19 protein-coding genes and 1 riboswitch are annotated in these 25,462 nt (G+C 62.3%); of the genes, 6 read left to right on the forward strand and 13 right to left on the reverse strand.

The genetic code is table 11. The features are described 5' to 3' along the window. Positions 1–11 precede the first annotated feature (11 nt). From CIK76_RS01085 to CIK76_RS01100, 4 genes are read right to left on the reverse strand one after another with little or no spacing between them, the layout of a single operon-like run. Complete coding sequence (locus CIK76_RS01085; protein WP_096282948.1) at positions 12–2,117, reverse strand: DUF6807 family protein; 2,106 nt, start codon at positions 2,115–2,117, stop codon at positions 12–14. Between the two features lie 47 nt (positions 2,118–2,164). Next, positions 2,165–3,073, reverse strand: coding sequence for a sugar phosphate isomerase/epimerase (locus tag CIK76_RS01090; RefSeq protein WP_096282949.1), 909 nt, complete (start codon positions 3,071–3,073; stop codon positions 2,165–2,167). Beyond that, complete coding sequence (locus CIK76_RS01095; RefSeq protein ID WP_255248304.1) at positions 3,070–4,293, reverse strand: dihydrodipicolinate synthase family protein; 1,224 nt, start codon at positions 4,291–4,293, stop codon at positions 3,070–3,072. Before CIK76_RS01095 ends, CIK76_RS01090 begins: the two co-directional genes overlap by 4 nt. Positions 4,294–4,322: 29 nt before the next feature. Then, on the reverse strand, positions 4,323–5,489 hold the full coding sequence (locus tag CIK76_RS01100; RefSeq protein ID WP_096282950.1) for a Gfo/Idh/MocA family oxidoreductase: 1,167 nt from the start codon (positions 5,487–5,489) through the stop codon (positions 4,323–4,325). 165 nt (positions 5,490–5,654) lie between these two features. Between CIK76_RS01100 and CIK76_RS01105 the strand changes: the two genes are divergently transcribed. Beyond that, entirely contained in the window at positions 5,655–6,644 is a 990-nt protein-coding gene (locus CIK76_RS01105; protein WP_217990319.1) for a LacI family DNA-binding transcriptional regulator, read from the forward strand. A 185-nt stretch (positions 6,645–6,829) separates the two neighbouring features. After that, on the forward strand, positions 6,830–8,146 hold the full coding sequence (locus CIK76_RS01110) for an extracellular solute-binding protein (RefSeq protein ID WP_255248298.1): 1,317 nt from the start codon (positions 6,830–6,832) through the stop codon (positions 8,144–8,146). A 63-nt stretch (positions 8,147–8,209) separates the two neighbouring features. Here the strand turns inward: CIK76_RS01110 and CIK76_RS01115 are convergent, their stop codons facing one another. After that, complete coding sequence (locus CIK76_RS01115) at positions 8,210–9,187, reverse strand: hypothetical protein (protein ID WP_096282951.1); 978 nt, start codon at positions 9,185–9,187, stop codon at positions 8,210–8,212. A 91-nt stretch (positions 9,188–9,278) separates the two neighbouring features. Between CIK76_RS01115 and CIK76_RS01120 the strand changes: the two genes are divergently transcribed. After that, entirely contained in the window at positions 9,279–12,458 is a 3,180-nt protein-coding gene (locus CIK76_RS01120; protein WP_096282952.1) for an HAD-IA family hydrolase, read from the forward strand. Between the two features lie 105 nt (positions 12,459–12,563). On the opposite strand, the gene CIK76_RS01125 is transcribed toward CIK76_RS01120, so the two are convergent. From CIK76_RS01125 to CIK76_RS01155, 7 genes are all read right to left on the reverse strand, one after another. Continuing rightward, a complete protein-coding gene (locus CIK76_RS01125; protein ID WP_096282953.1) occupies positions 12,564–13,970 on the reverse strand; it encodes a sugar porter family MFS transporter in 1,407 nt (468 codons plus the stop codon). Between the two features lie 267 nt (positions 13,971–14,237). Further along, complete coding sequence (locus CIK76_RS01130; RefSeq protein ID WP_096282954.1) at positions 14,238–15,509, reverse strand: solute carrier family 23 protein; 1,272 nt, start codon at positions 15,507–15,509, stop codon at positions 14,238–14,240. A 29-nt stretch (positions 15,510–15,538) separates the two neighbouring features. Beyond that, entirely contained in the window at positions 15,539–16,975 is a 1,437-nt protein-coding gene (gene thiD, locus CIK76_RS01135; protein WP_096282955.1) for a bifunctional hydroxymethylpyrimidine kinase/phosphomethylpyrimidine kinase, read from the reverse strand. Then, positions 16,972–17,613 carry a thiamine phosphate synthase gene (thiE, locus tag CIK76_RS01140; RefSeq protein ID WP_096282956.1) on the reverse strand — a complete coding sequence of 214 codons (642 nt, stop codon included), beginning with the start codon at positions 17,611–17,613 and terminating at the stop codon, positions 16,972–16,974. Before thiE ends, thiD begins: the two co-directional genes overlap by 4 nt. Next, the gene (gene thiM / locus CIK76_RS01145; RefSeq protein WP_096282957.1) at positions 17,606–18,400 is read right to left on the reverse strand and encodes a hydroxyethylthiazole kinase; all 795 of its coding nucleotides are present in this window, start codon (positions 18,398–18,400) and stop codon (positions 17,606–17,608) included. The genes thiE and thiM overlap by 8 nt, the downstream gene beginning before the upstream one ends. Further along, positions 18,390–18,484: riboswitch (TPP riboswitch) on the reverse strand. It overlaps the preceding gene by 11 nt. A gap of 34 nt (positions 18,485–18,518) precedes the next feature. Continuing rightward, positions 18,519–18,887: a GntR family transcriptional regulator gene (locus CIK76_RS01150; RefSeq protein WP_096282958.1), complete on the reverse strand. Its 369-nt coding sequence runs from the start codon at positions 18,885–18,887 to the stop codon at positions 18,519–18,521. Beyond that, a complete protein-coding gene (locus CIK76_RS01155; RefSeq protein ID WP_096282959.1) occupies positions 18,884–20,413 on the reverse strand; it encodes a hypothetical protein in 1,530 nt (509 codons plus the stop codon). Before CIK76_RS01155 ends, CIK76_RS01150 begins: the two co-directional genes overlap by 4 nt. 87 nt (positions 20,414–20,500) lie before the next feature. Between CIK76_RS01155 and CIK76_RS01160 the strand changes: the two genes are divergently transcribed. Then, positions 20,501–21,934 carry an aldehyde dehydrogenase family protein gene (locus tag CIK76_RS01160; protein ID WP_096282960.1) on the forward strand — a complete coding sequence of 478 codons (1,434 nt, stop codon included), beginning with the start codon at positions 20,501–20,503 and terminating at the stop codon, positions 21,932–21,934. A 76-nt stretch (positions 21,935–22,010) separates the two neighbouring features. Beyond that, positions 22,011–23,453 (forward strand): amino acid permease, encoded by a 1,443-nt coding sequence (locus CIK76_RS01165; protein WP_096282961.1) that lies wholly within the window; start codon positions 22,011–22,013, stop codon positions 23,451–23,453. Here the strand turns inward: CIK76_RS01165 and pgm are convergent. Further along, positions 23,450–25,048, reverse strand: coding sequence for a phosphoglucomutase (alpha-D-glucose-1,6-bisphosphate-dependent) (pgm, locus tag CIK76_RS01170; protein ID WP_096283007.1), 1,599 nt, complete (start codon positions 25,046–25,048; stop codon positions 23,450–23,452). The two genes, CIK76_RS01165 and pgm, sit on opposite strands and share 4 nt — an antisense overlap. A gap of 55 nt (positions 25,049–25,103) precedes the next feature. Here pgm and CIK76_RS01175 point away from each other — a divergent pair, with 55 nt between their 5' ends. Continuing rightward, complete coding sequence (locus CIK76_RS01175; RefSeq protein ID WP_096282962.1) at positions 25,104–25,427, forward strand: DUF4190 domain-containing protein; 324 nt, start codon at positions 25,104–25,106, stop codon at positions 25,425–25,427. Positions 25,428–25,462 lie beyond the last annotated feature (35 nt).

Raw genomic sequence — 25,462 nt, forward strand, 5'->3', positions numbered from 1 at the left:
GGAATAGGAAGTTATTCTTGATTGAACATTTCGGCCAGCTGGGCACTTTGCTGCTTGGAGAGTGCTCCGTCAACGACCAGAATCCGAACCTTGCGGCTGGCCAAGGCGCTCGGCTCCAGAATCACCGGGCTATCCCACGCCAGCGATGCGCCGATGCCGGGATATCCCGAGTACCGAACAAACCATGGGTCATGCGCTGTGGAACAGAAGATGAGCGTTGCGGCCCCATGGCCCAGGTCGCGGGAATCCAATCCCACCGAATCGGCGGAAAAAACTGCGCTAAATGCCAGCCAATCACTGGTGGAGCCATGCACGGCCGATTCACCGGAGGCATTTGCTGTATAGATTTCGCCCCGATGCACGGCCGGCAGGCGCCAGAAGAATCCGCCATAACCGCCCTGGTCCCGCCCGTTGGAACCAGGGGACCCCAGCGATACCTGCTGGTCGCGCGCCTGCAGGGCAAACTCAAAGTCCAATGACCAGCCTCGGATTTGCAACCGTTCAAAAGCCTCGGCTCGAACGGTACGGTGTTCATCAAGGAGCACTTGTCCATGGTGGTCAACCCATTCAAGATGCGAAGTAACAGCGGAATTGGATTCGTTGAATTCCTCGCAGACGGCGCGAATGTGCCCATGGTCAGCTTTCCAGAGATAACGCCCAGCGGAGCGCGTGTAGGTTCGTCCGCCCCAGAAATTGGTTCCATTGACATCCTGCAGCGCGACTCCCAGACCGAGATGCCAGGTGTGGTCCAGGGGTTGCTGGTCACTGACGGTGACACCGTCGAGCGTGCGCAGCTGATCAAGGAATGGGCGTGGTGAGTTTGTCGGGGCAATGTCCGTTCCGGTGCGTAGCCTCGCAACCTCCACGGGATCGCCACTTATCGGATGGGCGATTTGGAGTGTTCCGCTAGTGGGTGCCGGCTTGGCCCACGGGGCTCCTAGGGAAGAGAACGCAGTTTGCGCGGCCACCGCGCGGTCAATGAACTTCTCGATGTCCGGAACCACCGGATGATATTCTCCATCTTCGCCTACGTCATAAACATCGCTGCGGCAGATCGCTTGCGGATCGGGTGAGGTCCGCACCTGTTCGAGGACTTTCATGAACGCTCCGGCATTTTCCACGGGGCACAGCAGTTTTGGCGCTGCGCCGCTTCGCACATCCACAAGATTTTCGAGCAGGTTAACTCGACCGAAGCTGCGGATATATTCTTTACCGCCGAGATCCGGGTTGGGGCGAACCACCAGCTCGTCTCGTGTGTAGTACAGGGTTGCTTGGCCTTCGGTCCCGTAGACGGTGACCCACGGGTCGCGTTGCTCGGCCGCGCACACGGTTAATGCGGCAGTCACCGGGATCCCCTTCACCGTGCGCAGGCAGAGCACCGAGGTGTCATCGGCTTCGATATCATGGGCGCGGTAAAGCTCGGTGGAAAGTTCGGCGACATCCTCGGCTCGGCGTGCCCCGGCAATGTGCAGGGCACTCATCACCGCGTGGGCCAACGGATTGGTGATGACCCCGTCGGCAATGTGGATGCCATCCAGGACTCGGTGGCCGGCCCAAGGCGCCCGATCATAGTACCCCTGAGTGCGCAGCCAGGTACCGGAGGCACCGACAGCGCGCAACTCGCCGATGGGTGAATCACGCGCATCATCAACAAAAAACTCCTCGAGAGCCTCTAAAGCCAAGGAGCCAACTGCCTGAAAACCGACCTGCACCCGGGCTCCGGCCTCCCGGGCAGCAGAAAGCAGTTCCTGGTATTGCGCGAAGGTAGCCGTAGGAGGCTTCTCCAGGTACAGATCGGCGCCGGTCACAAGTGCCTTGAGTGCCAGTTCATGGTGGGTGTTGATTGGCGTCGAAACAATGATGATATCCGGGCTGATACCGGCGTCGATCAGCGCATCAAGGGAAGCGAATATGGGGGTATCTTCACCGCGGATGTCCGGCCCCGGATCGTCGGGGCCGGCACCGGCCACAAAATTGGCTTTGCCCAGTGCAACGAGGCGGTGGATGTTCAGCAGGTGCTGGCGTCCGAACCCGTTCAGCCCTACTAGCGCGATCCCCGGTACTCTGAGATCCGGCGCATTCGTTGTCGTGGCACCTTGCTGCGAAGAGTCGGTCATACCCGTCCTTGGTTAATGTCGTTGACTAAGTGAAATAGGGATACGAGCTAGTTGGCCGCACTCGCCGGAAGCACCCCGGAAGCTTCATTGAGGTGCGGGAGCACTAGCTGCTCGTAACGCTCTTTCATGGTGCGAATGGTCAGCTCCGCGGCTTGATTATTAACTTCTTCGTTGAAGATCTCCACCTCAACGGGACCGCGGTATCCGGCTTGGGCGACCCAGCGGGAGATGGAAGCGAACTCAATGTATCCATCGCCCATCATGCCCCGTGACTGCAGGGCATCGCGGGCGATCGGGAGGTTGAAGTCGCAGATCTGGTAGCTTGCTAGTCGTCCCTCGTGGCCGGCCCGCTGAATTTGAGCTTGAAGCTGGGGATCCCAGAATACGTGGAAGGTATCCACCACGACACCCACGGTCGAAGTCGGGTAGGGAGTGGCCAAGTCCAAGGCCTGGCCCAAGGTGGAGAGCACCGCGCGGTCGACCACGTACATGGGGTGCAGGGCTTCGAGAACCAGCCGCACGCCATGTTCGGCGGCGTAGGGAACCAATTCCCCCAGGGCCTTGGCGACGCGGTCGCGGGCCGCAACAATGTTTTTGTCGGCCCTGTCCCCCTGGCCACCGAGGATATGCGCGGCGGCGGGAAGCCCGCCCACAACCATGATCAGCTCGTTGGCTCCGATGATGGCAGCCTCGCGGATCGCCTCGCGGTTCGATTCCAACGCTTCGCTTCGCCCCGCAGCCGAATTGCTGGTCAGGAAACCGCCGCGGCACAGCGTGCTTGCCTTCAACCCGGCGCCGCCGATGATCTTCGCCGCCGGTTCTGCCCCGCCCACGTCGCTAATGAGGTGGCGCCAGGGACCAATATGGCTCAGGCCCGCCTCGGCCGCTGCCTGCACTGCTTCGCGCAGATTCAGCTGAGGGGTCGTGCCGGTGTTCAGTGCCAGTTCGAAGCTCATGCGACTCCAGTCAGAGTTGGGACGGGGGAGAACACGCCATTAATTTCCAATAGCTGTTTCAGGCGTTCAGCGGCTAGCTCGGGATTCAGCAACAGACCGGCCTGATCGGCCAGGACAAACGTGCGCACCAGATGCAGAATCGAGCGGCCGGCATGCAGTCCGCCGACCATTTGGAAACCGGCTTGGTGCCCGTTGAGCCAGGAAAGGAAGGCAATTCCGGTCTTGTAGTAGAACGTCGGTGCGGAAAAAATATGCAGTCCCAGATCCCGAGTGGAATCCAGGATGGTGCGTGCCCGCTGTCCATCTCTCGCATCGAAGGCCTGCAGTGCGGTCGAGGCCGCCGGGTAGATTGCAGCGAAGATGCCTAGCAGGGCATCCGAGTGCCTGGTGCCGTCGCCTTGGATAAGTTCCGGGTAGTTGAAGTCGTCACCGGTGTAGAGACGGACACCCTGTGGCAGCCGTGCGCGCAAATACTTTTCATGCTCGGCATCCAAAAGCGAAACCTTGACGCCATCGATCTTGGCCGCATGGTTCTCCACCAGGCTGGCGAAGGTGGCGGTTGCCGTCTCGATATCGGTGTCCCCCCAGTAGCCAGCCAGCGCTGGATCAAACATTTCTCCGAGCCAATGCAGAATCACCGGTTCGGTGGCGGCCTCCAGCAGGGTGCCGTAGACGTTCAGGTAGTCTTCGGACGATTCGGCGGCGCGGACCAGCGCCCGCGAACACATCAAAATGACCTTCGCCCCGGACTCTTCTACGAGTCCCAGCATCTCCAAATAGGCGTCTGTGACCCGGGCCAAGTCGCCGGCCTGCACACTGAGCGGATCCAGCTGGTCGGTGCCGACTCCGCAGGCCAGCAGGTCACGCACGCTACGCCCGGTCAGCGCCGGATAGTTATTGCTGGCAACTACCCTTGCCGCTTCGGCGGCGGAACGTTGAATGAGTTCCCTGGTCGCCGCGTAGTCCAAGCCCATGCCACGTTGAGCGGTGTCCATGGCATCGGCGACGCCTAAACCGTAGGACCACAGTTCGTGGCGGTAAGCCAAGGTTGCTTCCCAGTCCAAGGCGGCCGGTGCCCCCGGAGTGTTATCGGCGGTCATCAGCGGAATTACGTGGGCCGCAGCGTAGACCTTACGTGTGCTGATCGGTGCGGAGGGGCGGCGAAAATCGCCGGGGCCGGAGAGCGTGTAGCTGTAGGGTTCCCCGTGCTCGTTGGGCAGGATGATCGTCGGTTGTGCTTGTTGCTGGCTCACAGGGTGATCTCCGGGATGTCGATGGTGCGCCGTTCGGCGCTGGACTGCAGGCCCAACTCGGCAAGCTGCACGCCACGAGCGGCCGACAGCAAGCCGTAGCGGTGTTCGCGGCCGGCCACGACATCGGCCAGGAATTCTTCCCACTGCAATTTGAACCCGTTGTCCAGATCCGCGTTGGCTGGCACTTCCAGCCATTGATCGCGGAAGGATTCGGTGACCGGAAGGTCCGGGTTCCAGACCGGCTTGGGTGTGTTGGCTCGCTGTTGGGCGACGCATTTGTTCAGACCTGCCACCGCGGATCCGTGAGTTCCGTCGATCTGGAACTCAACGAGCTCGTCGCGATAGACACGCACCGCCCAGGAGGAGTTGATCTGGGCAACAACTTGATCTCCGGCAGGAGTTTCAAGTTCAAAGATTCCGTAGGCGGCGTCATCCGCGGTTGCCTCGTAGGGCGCACCCTTTTCATCCCACCGGGTGGGGATGTGTGTTGCGGTTTTGGAGGTAACTGATTTGACCTTGCCGATGATGCCTTCGAGGACGTAGTTCCAGTGGCAGTACATGTCGGTGGTCATCGATCCGCCATCGGCCAGCCGGTAGTTCCACGACGGACGTTGGGCTTCCTGGATTTCGCCTTCGAAGACCCAGTAACCGAATTCTCCGCGCAGGGACAGGATCCGGCCAAAGAAGCCCTCGTCGACAAGCCGGCGCAGTTTGACCAAGCCTGGCAGATACAACTTGTCGTGCACTACGCCGGCGGTAATGCCCTTGCTCTTGGCTTGGCGCGCCAGGTCTACCGCTTCGGTAAGGGTCTCGGCGGTCGGTTTTTCGGTGAAGATGTGCTTACCGGCTGTGATGGCCTTGGACAGGGTGTCGTAGCGTAGCGACGTCATCGAGGCGTCAAAGACGATGTCGACGGAACCGTCGTTGATTAGCGAGTCGAGGTCGGTGGAGTAGTGCTCAACGTTGTGGAGCTGGGCCAGTTCCTTGAGTTTCGCCTCGTTGCGGCCAACGAGAATTGGCTCGACGGTCACCTTGGAACCGTCGGGCAAGGTAATTCCTCCCTGATCACGGATCGGCAGGATGGAGCGGAGCAGATGCTGCCGATAGCCCATGCGGCCGGTGATGCCACTCATGGCGATGCGAAGTACTCGTGGTTCTGTCATGGGGGTGCTCCTCGTGCAAGGGATTGTTTAAGAAAGGAAATGGGAATGCGCTTTCCACGATAGTGTTGCCCAATTAGTGTGTCAACCATCTCCGTTCAGGGAGATAAGCTTGTTCAAAATTGCAATGGGTGATAAGGATTTCATGTGGCTATTCGACTAACTGACGTGGCTAATGAAGCCGGAGTTTCATTGGCAACCGCATCGCGCGTACTGAACGGGTCGGCGCGCAAGCCTGCCGAGGAAATCTCCCTCCGAGTTCGTGCGGCGGCAGAGAAATTGGGATATTTCCCCAACGCTCAGGCGCAAGCGCTTGCCCGATCCTCGACAAAGCTGGTGGGCCTCGTGGTACACGACATTGCCGACCCGTATTTCTCGTCCATTGCACGCGGGGTGCAGCGCGGGCTGGACGCCAGTGGCATCCAACTGCTGCTGACCAGTACTGGCGCGGAACATGACCGGGAAATAGCTGCCGTTCGCGCCTTCATGTCACACCGGACCGACGCTATTATCATCTCGGGAACCCGGCGCTTGAGCGGCGACCAGGAGCTCATGGAATTGCTGGAAAGCTACCAGAGCAATGGTGGCCAAGTGGCGATGATTGGGCAAACCTTTCCCGCAACGGGCGGAATTCAGGTCGATAACGCCGGGACCGCAAGCGACCTGGCCGGGGAACTGCTCAAGGCCGGTCATCGCCGTTTTGTCGTTTTGGCCGGCGACCAGAACTTGGTGACCGCGAAACATCGTGCCGACGGGTTTGTGTCCAAGCTTGAGCGCTCCGGCGTGCCGGTTGAGGAAGTGCTCCACGGAGCTTTCTCGCGCGAGGGGGGTTATTTGGTCATGAGCGACTACTTGCGACGGTATCAATCCACCGAATACACCGATCCGGTCTGTGTCTTCTGCGTATCTGACGTCATGGCACTGGGGGCGATTCGCGCAATTCGCGAGCACGGCTTGCGGATTCCCGGCGATATTGCGATTGCCGGCTTCGACGACATCCCAACGCTGATTGATGTCACCCCGTCGGTGTCTACCGCCCGCCTGCCGCTCGAAGAAATGGGCCGCATGGCCGGCGAGATGGTTCTTACGCATAGCGATTCGAAGCTGCTGGTCGTTTCGGGAACCCCGGTTTTGCGGGAAAGCACCGGGAATCGCTGATCCGTCGATACCTTTTTGGAATCATTCGATTCAAAGGTGTCATCGACATATTCCCACTTCGACCTTGACTCGTGAGCTGAATCACATCTAGATTACTTGGGAAGCGCTTTCCATTCGCGTCGGCGCACAGATGTCTCGACACTGAGTAAACCCTCGCGAGTTCTCGCCCATCCAAGGAGGAGCCCATGAACAATCAACAACGGTCCGAAGGCATGCGTCGCAATGCCGGTCAACGACTAACCAAGTCCCTTGCCATAGCTGCGGTCGCAGCGCTGGTATTGACGGGGTGCGGCGGAGGTGGGAACGCGGCTGACAGCGCCGATGGAAAGGTGAGTTTGCGATTCGCCTGGTGGGGTTCGGACTCAAGGGCGCAGGCTACCAATGAGATCATCGAGGCCTTCGAGGCAGAGAATCCAAATATCGACGTTCAGGGCGAGTATTCGGACTGGAGCGGATATTGGGACAAGCTCGCTACCCAAGTTGCCTCGAATGATGCCCCGGATATTATCCAGATGGACGACAAGTACCTTCGCGAATACGCCGACCGTGGCGCGCTTCTCGATCTTGACGGTGTTGACGTCTCCAACTTTGAAGAGGTTTCCGTTTCCAACGGCACTACCGAAGATGGATTGGTAGGCATCACGACGGGAATTAACTCGTTTACGTTGACCGCAAACCCCAAGGTTTTGAAGGAAGCTGGGCTGGATATCCCGGACGACAAGACTTGGACGTGGGACGATTATCGCGAAATCACCAAAACCGTTAGCGAAAAAGCCGAAGGGAAATACGGTTCCGAGGCGCCGAATGAACCCGCTGGATTGCAGTCCTGGCTGAGGCAATCCGATAAGCATTTAACCACTGAATCCGGAGAGCTTGGTTTGACCGTTGAGGATCTTGCCGGCTATTTCCAGCACCACCAGGACTTGTTGGACAGTGGATCCTATCCAGTGGCCTCGGTTCTAGCCGAGAATCAGAATGCCGGGCCTGATCGTTCCATGACCGGCACCGGTACGTCGGCCTTTGGCATGTGGTGGAGTAACCAGCTCGGCTCGCTTTCCGCAGCGGCCGGTGTTGATCTGGTGCCCCTGCGCCTGCCTAGCTCCACGGGCGAAGCCGAAGACAACGGGCTTTGGTACAAGTCATCGATGATGATGTCCGGGTACAGCAAGTCCAAGCATCCCGAAGAGGTCAAGAAGTTCATTGACTTCATGGTGAACTCCGAAGAAGCTGGCGAGCTGAACAAAATGGACCGCGGGCTGCCGGCCAACACGGAGATTCGCGACTTGGTAGTGTCCGACCTTGAGCCAATCGAGGCCGCTTCAGCGGAGTTCGTCACCGGAATTGAAAGTGAGCTGGCAGGGTCTGAACCAATTCCACCAATGGGATTCAGCAAGATCCAAGACATTTTGTACCGCTACGAGATGGAAATCTTCTTCAAGCGGCAGTCGCCGCAAGATGCGGCAACCAACGCGTTGAACGAGATGCGCTCTGCCGTTGAATAGCAAACACATGATTTGATCTGAATATAAGCTTGGCGGGGAATGTTTAATTCCCCGCCAGGCTTTTTAGTTTATAAACAGGGTGTCCAAGACTGATGCGGCGTTTTCCTGCAGATGCTCATCGTCCGCGTCAAGCAGGAGCCGCAACCAAGTCTCATGCTGGGATAGCGGAGCCACTAGGCATGCGGGGGCGACTAAGTCATAGAGCTCGTCGGGGCTACCGTATGCGGCGAACTCACCTAGGTAGGCGCCCAGGGCACGCATCACGCGCTCGTCGTCGGTCCGGCATTTCCACGACTGGGTCATTGCCGCCAGTGGGGCCGCCAGCGAGGAAAACGGATGAGCCCAGTGGGCCGTCGCAAAGTTCGTGATCCGCGCATGCTGGCCCTTTTCCGAGGGCACCACCGTCTGCGCCAAATCGAAGGCGCCATGTTCCAGGCTCAGCGGGATGGGACCGCGATGCAAGGCTTCGCAGGCGTCGGAAAGGGTCTTTAATTGGCCGTGCAAAGCGTCGGCCTGTTGCGGGTCCAAATGCAACGGATGGTTTGCCTCGAGAGACACATGCATGGTCAATGCCTGCTCGAACTGTTCTGGGAGGAACTGCGGATCCACCACCGGCATGCCGACGTCGAAGAAGGCCTCTTCGTTGCCCATCAAAGCCACCTGGAAGGAGCCCAGTGAGGCAAGCGCCAGCTGCCAGTTCTCCGCGCTGTCGCCCAAATCCGCCAGGGTATGGCCAAAATCGGGGGAGAGCATATAGCCGGCCATGCGGTCGATTGCCAGCGGCATCACCACGCGTTCGGGCTGCAGTCCGCCGGCGGTGATCGTCACCGCAGCTTCGGCTGCCAGTCCCGGCGCGTTCGCCTTAAACACCAGCTCGGCCGCGTCGGTCCCTACCAGCGCCGAAACCTGGTCCAAGGATGCCGGCCAAAAATCCGGGCCCGCGACACGCTCGATGCCGTAGGCGGAGCAGGCCTCATCGATCCAATTGGCGGCAGACTCACGCCATTGTTCGCTATTCCATTCATCTATCCACTGAGCCACAATCCTAATCGTAGTATGTCGATGCAAGCGAGATCACTTGCTACCGTTGGGTCTACGGCCAATAATTGCTCCTCGACGAAGGATTTCGATCGTGAACGCTGCACGCCCGACGTACCGCCACCGTGATTTCAAGGCCGTCCTTTTTGATTTGGATGGAGTTCTCACACCTACCGCGCTATTGCACCGTGCGGCATGGAAAGAGTTGTTTACCGGATTTTTCGCCCAAGAACACCCGGGCGTGCCGCCTTATGCCGACCCGGATTATTTCGAACTGCTCGACGGCAGGCCACGCTATGAGGGCGTCGGTGCCGTGCTCGAATCCCGGGGGATAGCGCTGCCCTGGGGAGATCCGAATGACCCTGCGGGGTACACCTCGGTGTGCGCGCTGGGAAATCTGAAGAATTCGGTTTTCACCGCGGTGCTGGAGCGCGATGGGATTGCGCCCTATTCCGGGTCTAGCAACTACCTGCAGCAGGTGCTGGAGGCAGGTCTGGATGTTGCAGTGGTCTCCTCATCACGCAACGCCCGCTCGGTGCTGGAAGCCGCGGGATTGGCTGGGTTCTTCAACACCATCATGGGCGGGCACGAGGCAGCGGCACGCGAGCTGCCTGGCAAGCCGTCGCCCGCCACGTTCTTGGCTACCGCCAAGGACCTAGGCTGGCGCCCCGAAGAGTGCGTGGTCGTCGAGGATGCCAGCAGCGGCGTGCAAGCCGCCCGTGAGGGCGGCTTCATGGTCGTCGGGGTGGCACGTGAAGACAATGAGCAACAGCTATTGGATGCTGGTGCGCACTTCGTGGTCCAGGACCTCAGCGAGCTGGTGTCCGCCTCCGCGGTGCAGGCCTGGAACTTTGACCCCTGGTCCATCACCCGCGAAGCCGAACGCGATGAGACGGGCGCCCAGGACACGGTCTTCGCTCTGGGCAACGGCTTCCTTGGCGCTCATTCGGCACAGGTGGGACTGGGCGAGCAAGTTGCCGGGACGTTCCTCAACGGGTTGCACGAAACGTGGCAGATCCGCCACGCGGAAAGCGCGTTCGGGCTGGCCGAAACCGGGCAGACGATGATCAGCGCCCCAGATTTCCGGACCCTGCGGGTGTTCATCAACGACGAGGCGCTGGAGGTGGGGCGAACCGAGATGCTCCGCGATGAATTGCGCTTGGACTTCCGCGAAGGCACGTTGATTTCGCGGACCCTGTGGCGCACCGCGGAAGGCCATCGGGTGGCGGTCACGGCACGGACCATGATCTCCTTCAGCGACCGGCACCTAGCCCTCCAAGACCTGCATGTGCGCCTGCTCGACGGGCCGGCTCATGTGCTGATCCAGTCCTCGGTGATCGGCTATCGCTCCGAACCGGAGGTATCCTCCCCGGCCGATCTCGACTCGGGCCAGGACCCGCGCAAGTCCGAGGAGTCCTCGGATAATCCCTTGCACCCGGCCGGCCACATCGAGGAAGGACCCCGCCTCGGGCTTTCCTACACCGTGGCGGGTTCCAATATGTCCGTGTCGGCAGTCGTGGAACACCTGGTGAATACCACCGGTGGTGCCAGCGCCCAGATCCATACCGAGCGTTCGGCGAAGCCTGATCGCGCCGATGAGGTCTCCAGCGCGAACCTCGAAGCGGGCCAGGGGCTGCGCGTGGCCAAGTTCGCGGCCTACCACTCCTCGCGCCGCCATCCGGCCAAAGAAATGCTGCAGCGTTCAAGCCGCGCGCTGAATCATCTGGTGCCCCGAGGGATCGACGAGCACTTCCGTGCACAGCGCGCATTTATGAAGGATTACTGGCAGCGCAGCGACGTTTTGGTGGACAGCGACGATCCGAGCCTGCAACGCAAGATCCGTTGGAATCTCTTCCAGCTTGCCCAGGCCTCGGCCCGAGCCGACGGTTTAGGAATCAGTGCCAAGGGGGTTAGCGGCAACGGATATTCCGGACACTACTTCTGGGACACCGAAATCTATGTGCTGCCGTTTTTGACCTACACGAACCAGCAGTGGGCCAGAAATACGCTCCGCGCGCGGGTCTCGATGATCCCGGCGGCGACGCGCCGGGCTCGCATCATGAACGAGGAGGGGCTGCTCTTTCCTTGGCGCACCATTAACGGTGAGGAAGCCAGCGCGTACTACCCGGCGGGTACCGCGCAATATCACATCAACGCCGACGTGGTGTATTCGCTCAACCGCTATCTCGACGCCGCCTGCGACGACGAGTTCCTCGAGGCAGGCGCCGCAGAAATTCTGGTCGGCACCGCCCGGATGTGGGCGTCTTTGGGTTTCTGGCGCGACTCAGGGGAACAGCGCAGCTTCCACATTCACGGGGTGACCGGCCCGGATGAATACACCGCGGTGGTCAACGACAACACCTACACCAATGTGATGGCGCGCTTTAACCTGCGCCGTTCGGCGCAGCTGCTAGGCGAGCTAGCCGCCCGGCGCCCGCAGTTCTATGCCGAGCTGGCCGAGCGGATGGGACTAGACTCAGCGGAGATCTCCACCTGGCAGCTGGCGGCCGAACGAATCCATATCCCGTATTCGAAAGCCGTGGGAATCCACCCGCAGGACGAGCATTTCCTCAATCGCGAGGTCTGGGATCTTGAGGCCAGCGGACCGGATAAACGTCCGCTGCTGCTGCACTACCACCCATTGGTGATCTACCGCTTCCAGGTCATCAAGCAGGCCGATACGGTGCTGGCGCTATGGCTGCGCTCCAGCGATTTCACCGCCGAGCAGAAACTCGCCAATTTCAACTACTACGACCCATTGACCACCGGAGACTCGTCGCTTTCGGCCACCGTGCAGTCAATCCTTGCGGCCGAGGTCGGCTATCGGGATCTGGCCTTCGACTACTTCGAACATGCGTTGAATGTCGACCTTGAAAACCTCCACGGAAATACCGCCGACGGGGTGCATGTGGCGTCCACCGGTGGGGTGTGGGCCGCGCTGGTCAATGGCTTCGCCGGGCTGCGCGACGATGACCAGCGGTTGCATTTCGACCCGCGGCTGCCCGAGCGCTTCAGATCCCTGCGCTTCCAGCTGGCCTATAACGGTTCGGTGATCAAGGTGCTGCTCGACGCCAGCGGAATCGAATTCTCCCTCACCGGCCAGGGCCCGCAAAGCCTCTGGGTGCGCGGGGAGGAGATCGTGCTGCAGAGCGGCCAGCGCCACCGGGTGGCCCTGCGCGATCAGGGGCCGCAGCTCTCCGGGCGTCCGAGCCTGGAGCATGTGCTCTCGCTGCAACGTGAAGCCGGCGTCGAGGTGCCCAACAAGCCCTGGTAGCCAAAGCGGATCGTGCGCGGAGGGCTGCCGGCCCGCACAATAAAAAAGTCGTCGGGTGGACACNNGTGTCCACCCGACGACTTTTGCCCCGGAGGAGTTCTTATCCTAGAGGGTCATTTCCTCGAGCTGGCGTCCCTTGGTTTCCTTGACCAGGAAGATCACGAAGATCAGCGAAAGCAGTGCGAAGAACGCGTAGATGCCGTAGGCCAACGCCAAGCCTGCCTCGGCGAGGGCCGGGAAGGTGGTGGAGACGGCGAAGTTGGCGATCCACTGGGCGGAGGCGGCAACGCCGAGCGCCAGCGCACGGATGGAGTTCGGGAAGATTTCGCCGAGCAGCACCCAGACGGCAGGTCCCCAGGTCGCGCCGAAGCCAACCACGAACAGGTTCGCGGAGACCAGCGCCACGATGCCCCAGCTGCCGGGCAGGGAAACTGCGCCGTCGATGGTGACCGACTGGGCGAAGGCGATGGCCATCATGCCCAATGACACGGTCATGATGGACGAGCCGATCATCAGCAGCAGCTTGCGGCCGAGCACGTCGATCAGCAGCACCGCAACGATCGTGGCCACCACGTTGGTGATCGAGGTGATCAGCGAGATGGTGAAGGAATCGGATTCGGCAAAGCCGACGGACTTCCACAGCGTCGTGGAGTAGTAGAAGATCACGTTGATGCCGACGAACTGCTGGAAGACCGAGAGCAGGATGCCCACCCAGACCAGCGGGTGGAAGCCGAAGCGTCCGAGCAGATCCTTGAACACCTGGCGGCGCTCGACGTGGACGGTGGTGCGGATTTCTTCGATCTTGGCTTCGGTCTCGGCCCCCGGGAGCATGCCCATATCGCGGGTCAGTACGGTAGCCGCCTCGACGTAGCGGCCACGCTCGACCAGATAGCGAGGGGATTCCGGCAGGCGCATGGCCAGCACGCCATAGAGGATTGCCGGGATGGCCAGCGAGAGGTACATCCAGCGCCAGGCCGAAAGGCCGAACCAGCCGATGGCGTCGGCCGAACCCATCACGAAGACCAGCAGCGCGCTGACCAGGAAGGCCACGAAGATACCGAGCACGATGGCCATCTGCTGCATGGAGCCCAGGCGTCCGCGGTGCTTGGCGGGGGATACCTCGGCAATGTAGGCCGGGGCGATCACCGAGGCGAAGCCGACGCCGATGCCGCCGACGATGCGCCAGATGATGAGGTCAAACGCGCCGACGCACAATCCGCAGCCCAGCGCGGAGATCAGCAGCATCGCGGAGGCGATCACCATGGTGCGTACGCGTCCGATGCGTTCGGAGACCATTCCGGCGATCCAGGCGCCGAGCGCAGCGCCAAGCAGGGCGCAGGAAACGGTGAAACCGATGGTCAGCGCGTTGAGCCCGAATTCGTGCTCGACAGCGTCCACGGTGCCGTTAACGATTGATGAGTCATATCCAAAAACGAACCCACCCAGGGCAGCGCCGAGGGCGATCAGGATGAGTCGAGCGGATATCTTTCCGTCAGATGTAGTCGCAGTCACAAGGAGCCATGCTATCGGATTGGGCTGGGGCGCAAAACATTTCCAGCGGGTTTCATGGCCGTGCGGGCCGCCGGTTCATGCGAGCTCGGCCATAATTTGGAAAGAATCCTTACAATAGGCGTTCGGGCGGTGCGGGGATCCGCGCAACCCAGCCCCGAAATCCCGCGCAAATCGGACGAGGCGCCGACGCCGGGCAGTTCCGGCAGGGCAAAAGAAAACCGGCATCATGAGCTTGATCACAATGCCGGCTGGTTCTTCGGTCTTGGCTTAGCGCTCAACCGGCTCAAGGTTGCTATTGCGCAGCTTGGCCACGGTATTCATCAGGTGGTAAACCACCAGGGTCGCGATGGTGCCCAGCGCGATGCCGCCCACCTGGAACTGGCCGAAACTCAGATCGGTGGTGACCGCAATCGCGATAATCAGTCCGGTTCCGGCGGTCATCAGGTTCACCGGGTTCTGGAAGTCCACCTTCGCCTCGATCCACAACCGGGCACCGATAATGCCGATCATTCCGTACAGCACGATCCCCAGACCGCCGATCACCCCGGCCGGAATGGTATTGATCAGGGCGCCGAATTTCGGCAGGAAGGCCAGCGCTATCGCGGCGACCGCCGCGACCCAGTAGGCCGCGGTGGAGTAGACGCGCGAGGCGGCCATCACGCCGATATTCTCCGCATAGGTGGTCGTCGCCGAGCCGCCGCCCATGCCGGCCACCAGGGTTCCGACGCCATCGGCCATCAGCGCTCGCCCATTGAATTCGGAGAGGTCCTTGCCGGTCATGATGCCCACGGTGCGCACATGGCCGATATTCTCGGCGATCAGCACGAATACCGCCGGCAGGAACATCAACGCCACGCTGAAATCAAAGCTGGGGGCATGGAACTGCGGCAGCCCAATCCAGCCGGCCTGGCCCACGGCGGCAAAGTCCACCTGGCCCTGGAGGAGTGCAATCGCGTAGCCGATCACCAGGCCCACCAGGATCGACAGGCGCCCGAGCAGCCCCTTGAACGCGACGGTGGACAGCACCACGGCGAGCACCGTGAGGAAGGTCGTCGCCGGGAAGTCGCGCATCGGAGCCAGCGTGGCGCTGGCGAGGTTCAAGCCGATCAGCGCGACGATGGTGCCCATGACCACCGGCGGCATCAACGCGTGGATCCACCGGGTGCCGGTCTTCGCCACGATCGCGCCGACGATGAACAGCGCCGCACCGGTCATCGCGATGCCGCCCAGCGCCGCGGAGAAGTCGTCGCCGACCTTCGAGGCCATCACCGGGGCGATCAGCGCGAAGGAGGAGCCCAGGTAGCTGGGCACCTTGTTCTTAGTGATCAGCAAGAAGATGATCGTCGCGACGCCGGTGAACAGCAGCGTGGTGGTCACCGGGAAGCCGGTCAGCGTCGGCACCAGGATGCTGGCGCCGAACATCGCCAGAATATGCTGGGCTCCGATCGAAATGGTCTGCGGCCAATGCAGCCGCTCATCCGGGGCAACAACCTCACCTTCGGTGATGGTCTTCCCGTTGCCGTGAATGCTCCACTTCATGCGTTCCTCCAGAATTCCTGGCCCCGCGTTTAGGCCGTAGAGAAGTATACGCCCTTCGCGTGCGCTTGGGCGAAGAAAGTCAGCTCATGCTCGGCCGAACGCCGGAATGCATCCCACATCCGCTCGCGCAACCCCGGGTCCGCGAGCCGCCAGGCGGCCGCCACCAGCTCGATGGCCGCCGCGGTGGCCTCGTCGAACTCCGCCGAACTGTAGGTGGCCAGCCAGCTCTCATACCGGTGCCCGGCATGATTCGCGGCGCTCAGCCGATTGCCAATGTCCTGGTAGATCCAGTAGCAGGGCAGGATCGCGGCGATCAGCTCCGGATAGCTTCCGGCGCAGGAGCTGAGGTGGTTGACGTAGTTCAACGTGGTGGCGCTCGGCTCGGGGGCCAGGTCCAGCAGCTCGCTGCGGTGCAGCTTCAGCTCGCCTTCCAGGATGCCTTCCGCACCCTTGGCCCAGAAGCGCTGGGCCTCGAGCTGCGGGGCCAGCGCGCTGGCCTGCGCGAGCACCTGCGCATAGCGCTGCAGATACAGGGCGTCCTGGGCCAGATAGTACTCGAAGCGTTTGCGCTCCAGCGTGCCCGCGGAGAGCTCGCGGATGAACTGAAGCTCATCGATTCCACCGCGCAACCCGGCGATCCGCTCCCACCAATCGGCCATCGGATCCGCGCTTTGCCCCGCGAAGAGCCCGGCAAAGTGGTTCACCGGTCCGTGCCCGCTGCCCACCTGCAGCTCATCGGCCGCGGCAATCGCCGCGAAGAGGTACTCCTTCGCCGCGCCCAGGGCCTTGGCCCAATCCCCGCCGCGGGCATAGTGCGTGGCCAGCGCGCTGGATAGCGTGCAACCGGTGCCGTGGGTGTTGCCGGTGGCGTGGCGTGGGCCGTCATAGCAGGCGATCACCCCGGCCGGACCCACCAGCGCGTCGGGGCAGCTTTCGGTGGGCAGGTGGCCGCCCTTGGCGATCACCAGCACCTCGTATTTGGCCGCCAGGCGCTGGGCCTGCTCCAGCAGTTCCTCCCAGCCGCGCACCGGCGGCTCCCCGAGCAGCGCCGCAAGCTCTGCGGTATTCGGGGTGAGCACCTCCGCCCGGGAAAGCAGCGCGTCCAACGCCGAGCCATCGGCCAGCAGCCGGTCCCCGCTGGTCGAGATCATCACCGGGTCCAGCACCACCGGGGCGTGCACCGTTTCCAGCCATCGGGACACCGCGGCGATGATCTGCGGATCGGCCAGCATGCCGATCTTGATCGCGTCGATGCGCACATCTGCGGACACCGATTCCAGCTGCTTGGCCACGAATTCCGCGTCGACGGCCTGCACCGCATCCACCCCTAGGGTGTTCTGCGCGGTGAGCGCGGTGATCACGGCCATGCCGTAGCCGCCGTTGGCGCCGATGGCCTTCAGATCCGCCTGGATGCCCGCGCCTCCCGAGGGGTCGGAGCCGGCAATGGAAAGAATGTTGAGGCTCATTTGGCACCTTCCCAGCGGTCCAGCAGTTCGGCGCTGGCCGCCTGCGGATCCTCGGCGGCGCAGATCGCGCGGACCACCGCCATGCCGGCGGCCCCGCCGTCGCGCAGCGCCGCGGCATCCGCGGCGGTCAGCGAGCCGATGGCCACGGCGGGCAGCTCGGTGAGCCGCTTGGCCCGCAGGAATCCATCGATGCCCAGCGGGGTGGGATGGTCCTTCTTCGTGGGCGTCGCGCGGATCGCCCCGACCCCCAGGTAATCGAGGTATTTCGCGTCGGCGTTGGCCCCGGTCAGCTGTTCATCGGTGGAAGCGCTGAGCCCGATAATCCCCTCGCCGATGATTTCGCGGGCGTAGCGCACCGCAATATCCTTCTGCCCGATGTGGATGCCGGTGACCGCGGCACCCGCTGCCCGTGCCGCGAGGAATACGTCGATGCGGTCGTTGACCAGCAGTTCGGCCTTGCCGGCGGTGAGTTCTGCCGCCGCGCAGGTAAGTTCGAAGAATTCGCGGGCGGTCTCGTTCTTGGCCCGCAGCTGCACCCATTGCACACCCGCGGCCACCGCACCTTCGATGACTTCCAAGGTGCTGCGCGGCTGGCAGCTTTCGGTGTTGGCTACCAGGTAGATTCCCAGATCACGCATTATTTGCCTCCTCAAGGCGCAGGTTGTGCAATTCCTCGGGGTCCAGCAGCGAGAGTTCGTCGAGGAAGGCCGCGGCGAAACTTCCCGGACCGCGGCCGATGGCCAGGGCCTTTTCGGCGGCCAGTCCGTACAGGCCGTGGGCTGCGATCGCCGCGTCGAACGGGTCTTCGCTCACCGCGAGCATTCCGGCGCAGATTGCACCCAGGGCGCAGCCGCCGCCGGTAATCCCGGTCAAGCCGATCCCGTTGCTGTGCACCAGCGTGGTGCGTTTGGCATCGATGATCGCATCGGCCGCCCCGGAGATCGCGACCACCGAACCATATTCGGCGGCCAACTGGCGTCCGGCCTCGATGGCCGCGTGCACGGTGTCCTGCGCGTCCACTCCGCGCCCGGTCGAGCTCCGCCCGGCCAGCGCCAGAATTTCCGAGGCATTGCCGCGGATCAGGGTGGGGCGCTGGGTCACGATTTTTCGCGCGAAGTCAGTGCGCACCGGCAATGCGCCCACGGCCACCGGGTCCAGCACCCAGGGGGTGCCGGCCTGGTTCGCACCGTGAACCGCTTCGTCCATGGCGCGCAGCTGTTCGGTGCTCGGGGTGCCCAGGTTCACCAGGACCGCGGAGGCCACCGCGGCAAATGGCCCGGCTTCGCCGGGCAGGTCGGTCATGGCCGGAGCCGCCCCGGAGGCCAGCAGCGCATTCGCGGTGAAGTTGGTGACCACGGTATTGGTCAGGCAAAACACCAAAGGGGATTGTTGCCGGTAATTCCGGGCAACGGAAGTCAGGGTCATGCGACATCCCTCCGCTAGTTTGAACTAGTTCAGGTTCGACGGGTCTCATCTCAGTCGGTGAATCCGACACCCCGTGTCACTGGCTAGAGCGTACTCACCAAAGCCGCGGAAGAACAAATTATTGCCGCGCCCGGCGTTGCACCAGCGCCCTGACGGTGGCCTCGTCGATTCCCTGAGCTCGGGCCAGCTCCCACACCCGATCCACCGCTTGAACCAGATCACCGGAGGATTTCTCCATATCGGCTCCGGCGTTCACCACCGTTCCGGCACGCCGCCGGGAGGAAACCAGGCCGGTGGCTTCGAGTTCCTTGTAAGCGCGGGCCACCGTCCCGGAAGCGACCCCCAAATCGGTGGCCAGTGCCCGCACCGTAGGGAGCTTGCTTCCCGCCGGCAGCTCGCCCAAGGAAATCAGCGAAGAGATTTGCGTGCGGATCTGTTCATAGGGCGGAACCGCCGCGTCCAGGTCCACGAAAATATGTTGGCTCATACGCGCTGCGGCACCCTAGTTTCTGGGCGGGCCAAAATGATCACTGCCGGGCAGCAGAAGACGATGATCCCCACGGCCGAAACGTAGGGACCTGCCTCGTAACCCCAGGCCAGCATGGCGACGGCCGCCGCGGTGACTACACGGAGGGCGCGTAGTTCGTGAACCTGGCGATACCAAATTTCTTGCTCCACGGTGACATCCCAAGGCAAGGCCGCACGCCGAACCCACCAGATGTGGCAGGCGGTAGCGGCAAGCAACGCGAGGAGCGCACCCAGCGCAAAGACCGGTTTGACCGGAACTAGACCCCAAAAATATTCGAATGGTGGATTGATCAGCAGGTATGTGGCGCCGATGAGCAAGAGTCCGGCGAGCACATAGACATAGCGCGGCAGGTCTGCGCTGTGCCGAGCCAGTGAATGGGTTCCCCTGGACTTCAGGTGCAGGTAGCCCAGGAACCCGGCATTGAGCACCAAGAACAAGAGGGCTACCACCAGGAGCGACACAATTGCCTGCGGGGCATTCTCACCGGGGCGCGCATTGTCCGCGTACTCGGTCTGCACAAGCGAGGAGGAGCAGGCCAGTGCGATGAGTGTGAGCGCGGTGGTGAGGAATCCAATGGCAAACAAATTTTCGCGCATCCGCAAAAAGGAGGAGGCAGGCTTTGGGCTAGTGGTTCTGGCAAAATTTTCCGGTGGCTTCCACAATGCCATGGCGATGAAGGTGATGAGCATGGCCACGTTAGCGGTGTTTTGCCAGGGTTGATACATGGTGCGATCCAGCGACATAAGCCACGAGGCCTTGTAATGCAGCGACGAGGCTCCAACGGAGGCAAAGGCCAGGATCGAGGTGCGCAGCAGCCGGTTGAGCCAGACTTCGCGCAATACCTGGTTATCGTGGGGGCTGAGCGAACCAAGCGGTTTGCGCAGCAAAATGAAGAGCATCGCGATGAGTAGGGCCAGCGCCAGGGAGGCCAGGTTGATGGCAAACAGGGCCAGCATCTGGTCCGCCGCACGCAGTCCGTCGGTCGCGGACTGCGAAACCCAGGTGCTTCCGTAGGCGTCCGAGGAGGCAACCTCATATTGCGGGGGGACCCCGGTGACGTCGCGGATCATCCACAGGGTAAGACCGGCGCCGAGGAGTACCAGCGCGGCGACGGCACTCAAGGCCTTAGGCAACGGCGTCATCATCGAGCGAGGTTCCAGGGAGGCCGCGCGCACATTCGCCACCGACGCCGGCCAGGAGTAGAGGCCGATCAGATAGATCGACAGCAGCCAGAGTGCCGGACCGGTGGCGGCGAGCAGATCGCTGGCCCACAGGGATTCGCCGGCGCCGGCATGGGCCGCTTGCTGGTTGCTCACCCCGCCGGAACTGCTTACGAAGAAGGCAATCAGCGCGCACCAGAAGGAGTGGGATCTCGCCCGCAGCAGTGCGGGCCTGTTGTCTTGACGGGCAACCGTGCGCAGCCACGCGTAGATCAGGGCTGCGCCGATCGCCATGCTGAACGCGGCGGTGGAGAGTTGATCCATAATTACCTCCGTAAGTTGAAAAACTAATGTATCAAACACCTGATACAAATGGAATATCCCGGGGAATCAATGAAGTAGCATCGAGCCATGGGTCTCTTTACCTCAAATCCGCTTCCAGATCCCGTCGGCGACGCCGCACCGCCGGTAGACGAGCATCCCTCGCGCATCACCGAGGTCCTCGGGCACCTGCGCCGATCCGCCGACACCCGCATCACGCACCCGCGGCGCTTTCGCGCCCAGCAGCTGCGTGCCCTGGAAAAGATGCTGGCCGAACGCACGGGAGAATTCCTCGACGCGCTCGCCGAGGACCTTGGCAAGAGCGCCACCGAGGCGAAGTTCAGCGAAATCGACGTGGTCCGTTCCGAAATCGACCACGCCCAACGGCATCTCTCGGAGTGGATGGATTCAACCGCCGTCAAGGTTCCCTTCGCGCTGCAGCCGGCCATGGCCAAGGTCGAACCCCGGCCGCTGGGGGTCGTGCTGATCATCGGGCCGTGGAACTATCCCTTGCAGTTGATGCTGGCTCCACTGGTCGCCGCGATCGCCGCCGGAAACGCCGCGGTGCTCAAGCCTTCGGAGCTCGCACCGGCCACCTCGGGGGTGCTGGCGAAACTGCTCCCGATGTACCTGGACGCCCGGGTCTACGCGGTTATCGAGGGCGGAGTGGACACCGCCACCGAGCTGCTCGCCGCACGCTGGGACCACATCTTCTTCACCGGTGGACAGCAGGTCGCGCGGGTGGTCGCCGAAGCGGCCGCCAAGCAGCTGACACCCACCACCCTCGAGCTCGGCGGCAAGAGCCCCGCGGTGGTAGACAACCAGTCATTGCCCACCGCCAAGCGCCTGGCCTATGCGAAATTCATGAATACCGGACAGACCTGCGTGGCCCCGGACTATGTGCTCTCCATCGGGGACACCGACGCATTGATCGCCCGGCTCGGCCAGGCGATTGCCGGCTTCTACGGCAAAGACCCGATCAACCACCCGGATTACGGCCGAATCGTCAGCCGGAAGCATTTCGACCGACTGGTGGGCATGCTCGATTCGGGTGAGGTGGTCCACGGCGGCGACTACGACGCGGACACCTTGCGCATCGCCCCGACCATCATGCGCCAGGTCGACCTCGACTCGAAGCTGATGCAGGAAGAGATCTTCGGTCCGATCCTTCCGGTCGTCGAGGTGGCCTCCTTCGACGAGGCGCTTGAATTCATCGCCGCACGCCCCTCCCCGCTGGCCGCGTACCTGATGAGCGAGTCCCCGCGGCTGCAGTCGATCTTCTCCGATCGAGTGCGCGCCGGAGCGATTGTGCACAATGCGCCACTGGCCCAAATGGTCATCCCGTCCCTGCCATTTGGCGGGGTGGGGGCCAGTGGAATGGGCTCGTACCACGGCAAGTATGGCTTCGACCGGCTTTCGCAGATCCGCTCAGAACTCAGCAAAACGACGGTCATTGACACCTTGAGCGCAATATATCCTCCATATACATGGGCTAAGCGAAAGATTATTGATCGCTTACTGTAGCGCGGTTCATAGCTGCTGAAGCTTTCCAGGTGGAATGATTGTTAAGGCCCAAAAACCTTACTTCAGGAGCATCTGCATGACCGAGCCCGCACCGTCCACCGATGGTTTGAAGCGTGGCCTCAAAGCGCGCCATATGCAGATGATCGCCATCGGCGGGTCGATCGGCACCGGACTCTTTGTCGCCTCCGGCGGCACGATCGCCCAGGCAGGCCCGGGCGGTTCGCTGCTCGCCTACGCGCTGATCGGCCTGATGGTCCTGCTCCTAATGCAGTCCTTGGGCGAAATGAGCGCACGGTTGCCGGTGGCCGGCTCCTTCCAGACCTATGCTTCGGTCTTCGTCAACCGCCACTTCGGCTTCGCTATCGGCTGGAACTACTGGTTCAACTGGGCCATTACCGTCGCCGCTGAACTGGTTGCCGCGGGCATTGTGATGTCCTACTGGCTGCCGGATGTCCCCGGCTGGATCTGGGCCGGGACCTTCCTGCTCTTGCTCACCGCGCTGAACGCGCTGTCCACGAAGGCCTTCGGCGAAAGCGAATATTGGCTGGCGATGATCAAGGTCATCACGGTGATCGTGTTCCTCATCTGCGGCGTAGCCATGGTGCTGGGTATTATGGGCGGCAGCTCCCCGGGCTTCAGCAACTGGTCAACCGGAGACGCGCCGTTTGTTGGCGGGTGGCTCTCGGTGGTCTCGGTGTTCATGATCGCCGGCTTCTCGTTCCAGGGCACCGAGCTGGTGGGTGTGGCCGCCGGCGAAGCGGAGAATCCGCAGCGCGATATCCCCAAGGCGATCAAGGCGATCTTCTGGCGCATCATGCTCTTCTATGTGGGCGCAATCTTCATTATTGGTACCCTGCTGCCATATACCGACCCAACCCTGCTCGCCAGCGGTGAGTCGGATATCGCCAATTCGCCATTCACCATGGTCTTCGAGCGCGCCGGAATCGCCTTCGCCGCGGCACTGATGAATGCGGTGATCCTCTCCGCGATCCTTTCGGCGGGCAACTCCGGACTATATGCCTCAGCACGTATGCTTTATTCTATGGCCCGCGACGGCAAGGCGCCGAAGATCTTCGGCCGGCTCAACCGCCGCGGAGTGCCGGTGCCGGCCATGCTCTTAACCGCCTCGGTGGGCCTTTTCGGCTTCCTCACCGCCCTCATCGGGCAAGGCTCGGCCTACACCTGGCTGCTGAACGTCTCCGGGCTGTCCGGTTTTATCGCCTGGGTGGGCATCGCGGTTAGCCACTACAAGTTCCGCAAGGCATATATCGCCAGCGGACAGGACCTGGCCAAACTTCCCTACCGGGCGCCGCTATTCCCGCTGGGGCCGATCCTCGCCTTCGTGATCCTGATCGTGGTGATCGCCGGGCAGAACTACGAAGCGGTACTCCAAGGCCGGGTGCTGGAGGTGCTCTCCAGCTACATCGGGCTTCCGCTCTTCCTGCTGCTCTGGGCGGGCCACTGGTGGAAGACGCGCAAGCAGCCCGAGGTCAAAATCGACCCCTGGAGCCTGCGCTAAGCGGCCAGTGCGGCGTTAACGATGACCTGGGCCTCGCGCAAAACCTGCGCGAGGTGCTCGGCCGAGCGGGTGGATTCGGCGTAGATCTTGTAGATGTCCTCGGTCCCCGAGGGGCGTGCGGCAAACCACGCGTGTTCGCTGGAAACCTTCAGCCCGCCAATGGCGAATCCCGAGGCCTCGGTGAGTTTCGCGGTGATCGGATCCGCGGCGAGCTCGGTCGCGGTGACGGCCTGCGGATCCAGCTTGCCCAGCACGGCCTTCTGCGCCCGCGTTGCCGGGGCGTCGAAGCGGTCATAGAAACTCTGCCCGTGCGCGGCGACCAGCTCGGCATGCCGCTGGCTCGGGCTCTTGCCGGTCACCGCGCGGATTTCGCTGGCAAGCAGCGCGAGCATCAGCCCATCCTTGTCGGTGCTGAAGGCCCGTCCGTTGAAGTCCAGGAAGCTCGCTCCGGCCGATTCTTCACCGCAGAAGGCCACCTTGCCGGAGGCCAGCGGTTCGACAAAGTATTTGAAGCCCACCGGCACCTCGCGTAATTCGCGCCCGTGCGCCGCAACCACCTTGTCGATCAGCACCGAAGAGACCAAAGTCTTGCCGATCTGCGCGTCGGCGGGCCACTGCGGGCGGTGCGTGAGCAGGTAGTCGATGGCCACGGCCAGGAAATGGTTCGGGTTCATCAAGCCGCCATCCGGGGTGACGATTCCGTGCCGGTCGGCGTCCGCATCGTTGCCCGTGGCGATATCGAATTTATCCCGGTTAGCGACCAGCGAGGCCATCGCATGCGCCGAGGAGCAATCCATGCGGATCTTGCCATCCTTATCCAGCGTCATGAAGCCAAAGCGCGGGTCCACCTCTTCGTTCACCACGCTCAGGTTCAGCCCGTAGCGCCGTGAGATCTCGCCCCAGTAGTGCACCGAGGCGCCGCCGAGCGGATCCGCGCCGATCGAGATCCCGGAGGCGGCGATCGCCTCGAAGTCGATCACCTGCGCCAAATCCGCAATGTACAGCTCGCGGAAATCGAAGTCCTCCGGGTTCGCGACCCCACGCAGGATAGCCCCGCTGGCCATCAATTCATTGGCCCGAGCCGCGATCGGTCCGGTGATTTCGGATTCCGCCGGCCCGCCGTGCGGCGGGTTGTATTTGATGCCGCCGTCGGCCGGTGGATTATGCGAGGGGGTGATGACCAGGCCGTCGGCCAGCTCGCCGGCCGCGGCATTGTGGACCAGGATCGCGTGGCTGACCGCCGGGGTAGGGGTCAGGCCGGCGTCGGCGAGAACCCGCACGCCATTGCCCGCCAAGACCTGAAGGGCGGTCCGGTAGGCGGGTTCGGAGAGCGCGTGGCTGTCCTTGCCCACATACATCGGCCCGGTGATTCCCGCGGCCTTGCGGTAATCGACGACCGCCTGGGTGATGGCCGCGATGTGGAGCTCGTTGAACGTTCCGTTCAGCGAGCTTCCCCGGTGGCCGGAGGTGCCGAAGATGACCGCCTGGTCCGGGTTGTCCGGCGACGGGAGGATCGATGCGTACGCGTCGAGTACCGCGTCCAGGTCGATGAGATCTGCCTCGCGCGCAGGCGTTCCGGCTCGTTCGTGTGCCATGTGGTCCCTCTTGTCTTCGTGCATTTTGGCTGGGTTCATAGAATAATCGAAGTCGATGACTTACTATCCGAATAATCCGTATCAGCAACCGCGAGAGCCTGCAGGGCTTTCGACGGCTTCGCTTGTGCTGGGCATCCTCTCGATGCTCGGCTTCTGCATAATCATCCTAGTTCCCTTGGCCGGGGTAATCACCGGGCACCTGGCCCAGCGCCGTGAACCGTCAAGCCGCGGGCTTAGTTTGGCCGGCTTGATTACCTCGTGGGTCGGCCTGGCGATCGCGGTATTGCTTTACGCGTTCATCATCTGGTTGGTTGTCTTCTCCGTGGGGGTGATCGAGAACTACGAGGTCGACTATTCGGGCCTGAACGAGTTCGCCTAGGCCGCTGGTATTCATCAAGCTTCCGAGTTAGCATA

This window comes from Glutamicibacter sp. BW80 (assembly GCF_002332385.1).
Lineage (GTDB): Bacteria > Actinomycetota > Actinomycetes > Actinomycetales > Micrococcaceae > Glutamicibacter.

Bases quoted from the DNA above. Each gene is read 5' to 3' on its own strand.
- CIK76_RS01085 (WP_096282948.1), bottom strand. From the start codon at position 2,117: ATGACCGACTCTTCGCAGCAAGGTGCCACGACAACGAATGCGCCGGAT.
- CIK76_RS01155 (WP_096282959.1), bottom strand. From the start codon at position 20,413: ATGGATCAACTCTCCACCGCCGCGTTCAGCATGGCGATCGGCGCAGCC.
- pgm (WP_096283007.1), bottom strand. From the start codon at position 25,048: ATGGCACACGAACGAGCCGGAACGCCTGCGCGCGAGGCAGATCTCATC.
- thiD (WP_096282955.1), bottom strand. From the start codon at position 16,975: ATGAGCCTCAACATTCTTTCCATTGCCGGCTCCGACCCCTCGGGAGGC.
- CIK76_RS01160 (WP_096282960.1), top strand. From the start codon at position 20,501: ATGGGTCTCTTTACCTCAAATCCGCTTCCAGATCCCGTCGGCGACGCC.
- CIK76_RS01150 (WP_096282958.1), bottom strand. From the start codon at position 18,887: ATGAGCCAACATATTTTCGTGGACCTGGACGCGGCGGTTCCGCCCTAT.
- CIK76_RS01165 (WP_096282961.1), top strand. From the start codon at position 22,011: ATGACCGAGCCCGCACCGTCCACCGATGGTTTGAAGCGTGGCCTCAAA.
- CIK76_RS01090 (WP_096282949.1), bottom strand. From the start codon at position 3,073: ATGAGCTTCGAACTGGCACTGAACACCGGCACGACCCCTCAGCTGAAT.
- CIK76_RS01175 (WP_096282962.1), top strand. From the start codon at position 25,104: ATGACTTACTATCCGAATAATCCGTATCAGCAACCGCGAGAGCCTGCA.
- CIK76_RS01100 (WP_096282950.1), bottom strand. From the start codon at position 5,489: ATGACAGAACCACGAGTACTTCGCATCGCCATGAGTGGCATCACCGGC.
- CIK76_RS01110 (WP_255248298.1), top strand. From the start codon at position 6,830: ATGAACAATCAACAACGGTCCGAAGGCATGCGTCGCAATGCCGGTCAA.
- thiM (WP_096282957.1), bottom strand. From the start codon at position 18,400: ATGACCCTGACTTCCGTTGCCCGGAATTACCGGCAACAATCCCCTTTG.
- thiE (WP_096282956.1), bottom strand. From the start codon at position 17,613: ATGCGTGATCTGGGAATCTACCTGGTAGCCAACACCGAAAGCTGCCAG.
- CIK76_RS01130 (WP_096282954.1), bottom strand. From the start codon at position 15,509: ATGAAGTGGAGCATTCACGGCAACGGGAAGACCATCACCGAAGGTGAG.